Annotated in this window: 4 protein-coding genes and 2 pseudogenes; 4 read left to right on the top strand and 2 right to left on the bottom strand. The window is 42.1% G+C overall.

Features of this window, described 5'->3' with window-relative positions; translation table 11 throughout:
- Both AAAT87_RS15125 and AAAT87_RS15610 read right to left on the bottom strand, forming a co-directional pair.
- Positions 1-197 (bottom strand): annotated as a pseudogene (locus AAAT87_RS15125) (transposase); the annotation flags it as partial.
- Positions 198-313: 116 nt separating this feature from the next.
- A pseudogene (locus AAAT87_RS15610) lies at positions 314-443 on the bottom strand (IS1380 family transposase); the annotation flags it as partial.
- A gap of 150 nt (positions 444-593) precedes the next feature.
- Between AAAT87_RS15610 and AAAT87_RS15120 the strand changes: the two are divergent.
- From AAAT87_RS15120 to AAAT87_RS15105, 4 genes are all read left to right on the top strand, one after another.
- On the top strand, positions 594-1907 hold the full coding sequence (locus tag AAAT87_RS15120) for a nucleoside hydrolase-like domain-containing protein (RefSeq protein ID WP_349226889.1): 1314 nt from the start codon (positions 594-596) through the stop codon (positions 1905-1907).
- Positions 1908-1944: 37 nt separating this feature from the next.
- Positions 1945-2271 carry a GH25 family lysozyme gene (locus tag AAAT87_RS15115; protein WP_295024945.1) on the top strand — a complete coding sequence of 109 codons (327 nt, stop codon included), beginning with the start codon at positions 1945-1947 and terminating at the stop codon, positions 2269-2271.
- Positions 2272-2366: 95 nt separating this feature from the next.
- Entirely contained in the window at positions 2367-3017 is a 651-nt protein-coding gene (locus AAAT87_RS15110; RefSeq protein ID WP_349226888.1) for a murein L,D-transpeptidase catalytic domain-containing protein, read from the top strand.
- 12 nt (positions 3018-3029) lie between these two features.
- A partial coding sequence (locus tag AAAT87_RS15105) for a hypothetical protein (RefSeq protein WP_349226887.1) occupies positions 3030-3301 on the top strand: 272 nt, incomplete at its 3' end.

Genomic DNA, 3301 nt, shown 5'->3' with positions numbered 1-3301 from the left:
CGGCCGCTCTTCTTGCCTTCTGGAAACAAAGGCTTGAATATCTCCTCATCAATCTTGGTTGTCACGAGACTATAAAACTGGTTATGCCATGCGTTGGGGTCAGAATACTTCTTTGAAGCCCGACTTCCTAACTGCATTGAGGGAGCCGTGAATATATCTAACTGAGGATTCGGACCTGTCTTTTTAAACATAGTCATTCTGTTTGATTGATGGTGTAAAGATACGAAAAATATTCCAGATAACAGCATAAATCGAAGATTATTATCATGAAATATAAACATTTTAAACAGGCCTTACTTTTTAAAGTGGGCTCAAACATAGTGCATCTCAATCCCAAGGTGGCATCTATTGTTTGAGCTAAAAGAGCATCAAATTGCTCCATAATCGAAAAAAAATCCCCAAAAAGGAGTGAGTTTCTCAGATTTTATTTGTACTTTTGCCATGTCATTCAGAATTTTGTTTGTTTTTATTTTGCAACACTAAGATAAGTGAAATTTCTGACATGGCAAAATCCTGAGCAACTTTTTGTTGCTCAGGTGCTTATAAAAAATATTAAATTATAGTGTTGCGGAAATTAGGAACAAAGTAAAAAAATGAAAAGATTGCTATTCGTTACTCTTTCTGCGCTGTTATGCAGTTGTCTTTTGGCACAAACAAGAATGATTGTGATGTCGGATATTGGAGGGTCAGATCCTGACGACACACAGTCGATGGTACATCTGCTTGTTTCACTCGATAGAGTGGAACTTGAAGGCTTTATTTCTCAACATGCATGGGTGCCATACGGAAATGGCGCTGTTACCCTTATCAATCAAGTGATTGATGCCTATGAAGAGGTTTATCCTAACTTGCAAGTGCACAGCAACAAGTTTCCAACGGCATCGTATCTACGGTCTGTTGTAAAGGTCGGACAAGCGGAGGCAGCCATGCACGGTGTAGGAGAAGGTAAGGATAGTGAGGGTTCTGAGTGGTTAATCAAAACCATCGATAAAGATGATGAACGTCCTATATGGATTACAGCATGGTCCGGACTCAACACTTTGGCACAGGCACTTTGGAAAGTGAGTCACACTCGAACGGCAGAACAAGTGGAGCGATTTGTTAGCAAGGTCAGAGTATATGATGTATTGGGACAGGACGATGCAGGAGCATGGATCGTCAAAAACTATCCCAACCTCGTCTATATCCGCAATACGGAGATTTATGGATGGCCACCGTCCGATGAGTGGGTTTGTAAAAACGTACAAGAGGTTGGGCCCTTGGGAAAATGCTATCCTAATCGTATCTGGGCCACAGAAGGTGATTCTCCGTCATTTATGTATTGTCTAAGCAATGGCTTGAATGACCCCGAACATCCAGAATATGGAGGATGGGGTGGTCGCTTTTCTACAGGAAAGGTTGCTGGTATCAGAGGTATGGACTGGGTGAAACGCAACGGTCTTGACGAACCGCAGTATGATCCTTACTACATGATTCCTGCAGCGAAAGAAGGTAGTGCGGCTATCACCAGATGGAAGGATGCAATATATAATGATTTTATTGCCAGAATGCAATGGACGGTGAAGGCAGACTACAAGGCTGCCAACCATCATCCCGTGGCAGTTGTTGGTAAAGACCGTTCGCTAAACAGTGTGCATGTCACTTGCAAGGCAGGGAAAACGATAGTATTGAATGCCTCCAAATCTTCTGATCCTGATGGAGATACTCTTACTTTTGATTGGAGTATCTATCGTGAGGCAAGTGGATATCAAGGGGATGTCACTATCATAGAAAAAGACCAAAACCGTTGTCGGGTAATGGTTCCCGCTGATGCCAGAGGCAAAGACTGTCATGTTATTCTGCAGGTAACAGATGCTGGCATCCCTGCACTCACGTCATACCGAAGAGTTATTCTGAATATTAACTAAATAGGCTTGATGCTCACACAAATAAGATGAAGTTTATGTGGAGGAGAAAGGCATCCAGGGAAGATGGAAGGGACGACAGCTGCAGGATAGCATACAGGTGTTTGCTGACTTGGTGAAGAAACACTATGGCAAGTATCCTATCATCTATAGCAACGAGAGCTTCTATAATAAGGAGATGGGGGCGAAGTTCAATCGCTTTTATCTCTTCATCGCCAATTATAACTCCCGACAACCCTCTATCGACGGCAGAGGAAAGTGCAATATCTGGCAGTATTCAGAAACCGGACATTTGCATGGTATTGGAGAAAGGGTAGATTTAAGCAGATTCATGAATGGTACAACCATCAACGATTTGATGCTATAGGCATTGATGATTTCATACACATAAGCGAGTATTTGATACAATCCACGTATGGATAGCATCATTACTTGCTTATTTTTTTCTACTTTTGCATTATTATGAAGAAGTTATTGATTATATTGGGAATACTGGTTCTGCTTGTCATCGGTGTTCTTTTCGTTCCACCTATTTATAATAGGTTCACAAAACCGTTTTTTAAGAATACGGTGGATGCTAAAGAGTGGTACCATCAGGTGGATTGTGAGAGCCTGACGCAAGTAAGAGACTATTGTGATAGACGAGGATACAGTACGGATTACTATATCCTAGTGGATTTCTCCAAACCATCTGGCAAGAAGAGGTTCTTTATCTATGACTTGCAGCGTGGCAAAAGGGTGATGAGCAGCTATTGCATGCATGGAAGTGGTAAGGGAAATACAGCAGCCCAGCCAAAGTTCAGTAATAACCCTGGAAGTGGATGCACGAGTCTTGGAAGATATTTCATGATAGGAAAAGGTGGAATGAAGTTCAAGAACTGCGTTCGCCTTCGAGGGCTCGACAAGAGCAATTATCTGGCAGAAGCCCGTGGCATCCTGATTCATTCTGCTGGCAAGGTGACAAAATTCTCCGGTGAGAAGGAGTATATTCCGCAGGGAACAGAGAGTCGTGGCTGCTTTACTGTATCAAGGAGCTGCGTGGAGAAAGTGATGCAGATATACAAGGAATCTTCTAGGAGAAGACCGGTATTGATTTATGCAAAATACAAATAAAAAGAATATTCTATGAAGAAGTTATTGCTGTTTATAGCTGGAATCTCAATCCTGTTTTTAGCAGGTTGTTACAATGGAAATCAGAGCCATGGCAATGAAATCATGGGAGACAGCCTCCCTGCTGATCCTCCATTGGGTTATGTCATAGAGTTAAAGCCTTTGGGAAATTTTTCACATCAGGAGGCAGAACAGTTGAGAGAAGAACTTGTGAAGCAATTGGGTATCATTCTCTATACGAAACCAAAGGCTTGGGTAGAGGCATCTGTATTTGTTGGAGACAAGAA

It is taken from the genome of Segatella sinensis, from assembly GCF_040095255.1.
Taxonomy (GTDB): Bacteria; Bacteroidota; Bacteroidia; order Bacteroidales; family Bacteroidaceae; genus Prevotella; species Prevotella sinensis.
The sequence above is the reverse complement of the archived record's forward strand: the minus strand, read 5'-3'. Positions and strand labels throughout refer to the sequence as shown.

Coding starts and splice junctions, on each gene's coding strand:
- AAAT87_RS15120 (WP_349226889.1), top strand. CDS start 594: ATGAAAAGATTGCTATTCGTTACTCTTTCTGCGCTGTTATGCAGTTGT.
- AAAT87_RS15110 (WP_349226888.1), top strand. CDS start 2,367: ATGAAGAAGTTATTGATTATATTGGGAATACTGGTTCTGCTTGTCATC.